This is a genomic window from Methanobrevibacter sp., from assembly GCF_045577275.1.
Taxonomy (GTDB): domain Archaea; phylum Methanobacteriota; class Methanobacteria; order Methanobacteriales; family Methanobacteriaceae; genus Methanobrevibacter.
This window is the reverse complement of sequence record NZ_JAZNIB010000135.1, coordinates 1-5581: the sequence shown is the minus strand read 5'-3', so window position 1 is coordinate 5581 and position 5581 is coordinate 1. Positions and strand designations below refer to the sequence as shown.

Annotated in this window: 4 protein-coding genes; 2 read left to right on the top strand and 2 right to left on the bottom strand. The window is 31.9% G+C overall.

Annotation, left to right across the window (positions count from 1 at the left end; all coding sequences use genetic code 11):
- The coding region (locus tag ACKI67_RS04220) for a tetratricopeptide repeat protein (protein WP_407462145.1) at positions 1–912 on the bottom strand (912 nt) is incomplete at its 3' end.
- Positions 913–1660: 748 nt separating this feature from the next.
- Here ACKI67_RS04220 and ACKI67_RS04215 point away from each other — a divergent pair.
- Positions 1661–3061, top strand: coding sequence for an MATE family efflux transporter (locus ACKI67_RS04215; RefSeq protein ID WP_407462144.1), 1401 nt, complete (start codon positions 1661–1663; stop codon positions 3059–3061).
- 271 nt (positions 3062–3332) lie between these two features.
- Entirely contained in the window at positions 3333–4724 is a 1392-nt protein-coding gene (locus tag ACKI67_RS04210; protein WP_407462143.1) for an MATE family efflux transporter, read from the top strand.
- 128 nt (positions 4725–4852) lie between these two features.
- Here ACKI67_RS04210 and ACKI67_RS04205 read toward each other — a convergent pair.
- Positions 4853–5581 (bottom strand): hypothetical protein (locus ACKI67_RS04205; protein ID WP_407462142.1); only part of this gene is annotated, 729 nt, incomplete at its 5' end.

Genomic DNA, 5581 nt, shown 5'->3' with positions numbered 1-5581 from the left:
ATAATTAATAAAAACATTATAAAATTCTGTAGAAGAATCTTTCAATTCATAAAAATCTTTTAATTGTAATTCTATAGCCTTATTAATATAATCCAAAGCGTTCTTAAAATTTTTACTTTTTAATTCTATCCGTGACAAGAAAAAATAAGAATTTGTAGTTTCATTAAGGTCTAAAGATTTTTTAAAAAATTTAAAAGACTCATCATAATTACCCAAAAAATATAAAGCAATTGCTTTATTTTGATTTAACAAGACATCTTCTGGATTTAAAGACAAACCTTTTTGCGAAGCGTCTAATGCTTCTTTAAATAGAGTGAGCTCAATTAAGTTTGCGGATTTGAGATAATAAACTGAATAATCATCTTGTCCTGAATTTATCACCTCATTAATAAGTTTTAATGACTCTTCAAAACAATTTAATGAATACAACTTATAAGCCTTCCAAATTTTTGTGCCAATATCATCATATTTATCAATGATTAAATCACATAAAACTAAGGAATAATTCGAAAATCGTTTAAAATCTTTGGAAATATATTTCGATTTCCAATCTCCTCCAAAAAACAAAATTTCTTCCATATATTCTGATAAATTGAAAACATCTTCATTCAAAGCGCATCTATAATAATCCATTCCATTTTCATAATCTCCAATTAAGAAATATAAGCGACCTAACAATAAAAAAGATTCCTCATTGGGATTATAATCAATAATTCTATGCAATAAATTGATACTATCTCCATACATACTCTTTTTATAAAATATAAATGCTTTTTTATATAATGCCTCTTCATTAGTATTATCTAACAATAGAATTTTATCAAAATATGCCAATGCTTCATCAAAATCACCCTCATCAAAATATGATTTTGCATTTTTGAATAAGCTTTTGATTTTTAAATTGGATAACATCCTACACCCTCACTTATTGTTAAAAATTTCCTTAGGAAAAAGTTCATATGCTAGATAAAAAACGGCTGAATAGACACTCCAAAATGCGATAGAAATGTGACTAGCCCCTTTTAAGAAGATAAATGTTTTCAACATATATCCAAGACCAGATTTTTTAAAGTATCCCCATCCTTGGCATCAACATCATCAACAGCATTCGCAATGCTACTATAAGTTTTGTTATTTCTACTATTAATAATTGGATTTGATCAAAGCGAAATCCATAATCTCCTCAGCTAAAATCGCCCTAACTACAAGATTGGATTGGAACCTTTTCAAGATAAAAGTAGCAAGTCAAGCACCACTACTTTTTAAACTGGCCTTTAAAATTTAAAGCCATATGAATTACCTATAAAAATTAATAGAAATCGAATCTCAAAAAAATATTAAAATTAAATATAAGTAATTAGAATTATTTAAATCTTTCCATAAATGACTTAAATTTTGTGATTTACTTAAATAAACTAAAATATTCATTAATTTTAGAAATGAACGAATAAAAATATGTTAAAGACAGCAAATGATGAATAAAACCATTAAAGATTTGGAAAGAATTAAAAATTGTTCGGAAACTTAAATAAATTTAGAAAAGTTTATTTAATTAACAAGGTAAAATGTATAGTATATATAACTTAATTGAATAAATTAATAATTAGATTAATTTAGGATATACTAGAATCATTTTATAACTTTAGCTAAGGGATAAACAATGTCAGAAACTAATGAAAAAAACAAAAATATTGAAATAATTACAGGAGATCCTAAAAAGGCTATACGAAAGCTCAGTATACCTATGATGCTTTCAATGGTTTTAATCATGATGTATAACCTTGCAGACAGCATATGGGTTGCAGGACTAGGTCCTGATGCATTGGCTGCAATAGGATTCATCACACCATTATTCATGGTTTTGATCGGACTTGGCCATGGTATAGGCGCAGGTGCAAACTCACTTATTGCAAGAAACATAGGAGCTGAAAATCCCGCTGAAGCAAACAATGCAGGACTTCATGGAATAGTGCTTTCCATCATCGTATCTATCATTTTTACCATACTTATGCTATTGGCGATGAAACCTATTCTCGTTCTCATGGGTGCAGGAAAAACCATGACTTATGCATACAGATACGGTAATATAGTATTCGGATTCCTAATCGTCTTTGTATTCTCTGCAGTATTGTCTGCAGTATTCAGATCTGAAGGGGATATGAAAAGGGCAGTGATACCGATTGCAGCAACTTCAATACTCAACATAATATTAGACCCTATATTCATCTATCAGTTGAATATGGGAATAGAGGGCGCTGCAATTGCAACTGTAATATCATCTGCAGTATCAATTCTCATCATGGCATATTGGATTTGGATTAAAAAGGATCTTTTCCTTGACTTGAGCCCTAAAAACTTCAAGTACGACAGTCAAATGATGAAGGATACCCTTCATGTAGCGATTCCATCAACACTTGAGAACATCATATTCTCAACACTTGCAGTGATAGTCAACACAATGCTGGTGATTGTTGCTGGAACAGATGCAGTAGCTGCATATACCGCTGCAATGAGAATCGTTCAAATGTGCATGATTCCAATGATGGGTATCGGTACAGCTCTCCTTACAATAGCTGGAGTGGCATATGGTGCACACAACTATCAGAACCTCAAGACAGGATACAACTATGCGGTAAGGCAAGGATTCATAATATCCATCGTGCTTGCGATATTGATGATTCTATTCTGCAATCAAATATCTTCAATTTTCGCATACACCAGTGCAAGTGCAAGCCTTGGTCCGCAGATAGCATATTCAATCAGAATATTGAGCCTATTCGTCGTTGCAATTCCTCATGGTATCATGTCTTCCATGATGTTCCAAGGAGTTGGAAAAGGACCGAAAGCACTTAAGATCACACTTCTCAGATCACTTGCATTCGAATCCATATTGGCATATCTCTTTGGATTCATATTGAACTTCGGACTCATAGGAATTTATGCAGGTATCATATTAGGCTGTTTCCTTGGAGGAACAGTCGGATTCATATGGTCCAAATTCTTTATCGACAAGTTCCAAATCGAGTCTAAAGACAGATATGAGGGCGTTCCAGCAAAATAAATAGCATTAGCTATTTATTTTCTTCTTCTATTTCTTTTTCTATTTTTTATTACTCTTTCTATTTTTTATTTCCATTTCTTTTTCTTTTTATCTAATTTTTCATTATCTATTCCATTCACTATTTCTACGATTTTAAATCAAACCCTATTTAAATCCTTTAAATTAAAGATTTGACCATATTAAAGTTTTAAAATAAAAGGATTTATATAATAAAGCATATATAAAGAATAATCAGTAAAAAATATAACACCCTTAATATTGGAGAAATAGAATGGCAGAAACTAAAGAAAAAAATAAGAATATTGAGATGATTACAGGAGACCCTAAAAGGGCTATCAGAAAGCTTAGTCTTCCTATGATGCTTTCCATGTTTTTGATTACCATGTATAACCTTGCAGACAGTATTTGGGTTGCAGGGCTCGGTGCAGATGCATTGGCAGCAATAGGATTCATCACTCCCCTATTCATGGTTTTGGTAGGTCTTGGAGGAGGAATCGGTGCAGGTGCAAACTCACTTATTGCAAGAAGCATCGGTGGTGAAAACTACGACGAAGCAAACAACGCAGGACTCCATGCAATCGTGCTTTCAATAGTTGTATCTGCAATATTTACAGTCATAATGATTGTGGCAATGATACCTATCCTTGAACTTATGGGAGCTGGAGAATCAATATCATATGCTGCAAGCTACGGTTACATCATCTTTGGATTTTTGTTCATCTTTGTATTTTCAGGAGTCCTTTCAGCGATATTCAGATCTGAAGGGGACATGAGAAGGGCAACAATAGCTATTGCAGTCACTGCCATATTAAACATCATTTTAGATCCAATATTCATCTATTACCTTAATTTGGGAATGGCGGGTGCAGCATGGGCAACCATCATATCATGTACAGTGTCAGTCATTGTTATGAGCTATTGGATTTGGGGCAAAAGGGACCTGTTCCTTGACTTAAGCCCTAAAAACTTCAACTATAAGACCAAGATATTGCTTGAGATTTTTGAAGTGTCCATCCCTTCAACATTGGAAAATGTCATATTTTCAGCCCTTGGTATCATAATCAATTCCATGCTTGTAATAGTAGCTGGAACAAGTGCTGTAGCAGTATATACCGCTTCCTTAAGAATCATACAATTAGGAATTATTCCGCTTATCGGTATCGGAACAGCTGTCCTTACCGTAGCAGGTGTTGCATATGGTGCACATAACTATAAGAATCTTCAGACAGGACACAGCTATTCCATCAAGGTAGGACTGATAATAGCTGCAATCATTTCAGTGCTGATGGTAATATTCTCAAATCAGATAGCAACCGTATTCAGCTATACAAGTGCAAGTTCCTCATTGGCACCTCAAATTGCAACTGCCCTCAGCATCTTGAGCTTCTTCAACATATGTGTGCCTCACGGAATGATGTCCTCAATGATGTTCCAAGGAGTTGGGAAAGGAACATATTCACTTATCATTACATTGCTCAGATCCCTCATATTGGAAACCGTATTTGCATATGTATTCTGCTTTACATTCGGCTGGGGACTTATTGGAATCTATTCCGGTGTGATATTCGGCTGTTTCATAGGAGGAACCTTTGGATACATTTGGGCTAAATTCTTCATAAGAAGGTTCAAAAGAATATCCATAGACTTATATGGTAAGGAATAGTAAAAAAAAGAAATATTATTAGGATTAAAAATAAATAAAAAAAAGAAACTAGTTTGGGAATACTCCCAACTAGTGAAAAGAGTTTTGATTAAACTTTCTAAAGATAAGCATACATATTGACTTAAAAACTAGGGACAATTTATACTTTCAATTTTTTCTTTAAGTTCAATTGCATCTTCACAGTCTGGATTAAGGTCCAAAGTTTTTTGAATAAAACCTAAAGATTCCTCATACTTTCCTTCTTCAAAAAGAATCATGGCTTTTAGGCAATAATTCTTGGCATTTTCAGGTTCTTTTTCAATTAAACAATCACAAAGCATATTAGCTTCATCAAACTCGTTTAGATTATAAAGAATTAATGATTTTAATAAAAATTGATCATAATTAATAAAAACATTATAAAATTCTATTGAAGAATCTTTCAAATCATGAAAATTATTTAATTGTAATTCTATCGCCTTATTAATATAATCCAAAGATTTCTTAAAATTCTTATTTATTAATTCTATCCTTGATAGAAAAAAATAAGAATTTGTAGTTTCATCTAAATCTATAGATTTTTTAAAAAATTCAAAGGATTCATCAAAAATGCCTAAATGATATAAAGCGATTGCTTTATTCTGATTTAATAAAACATCCTCTGAATTTAAAGACAACCCTTTTTCTGAAGCATCCAATGCTTCTTTAAATAGAGTCAACTCAATTAAATTTGCTGATTTGAGATAATAAATTGAGTAATCCTCTTGTCCTAAATTTATAACCTCATTAATAAGTTCTAATGATTCTTCAAAACAGTTTAATGAATACAATTTATAAGCTTTCCAAATTTTTGTACCGATATCATCATATTTATCAAT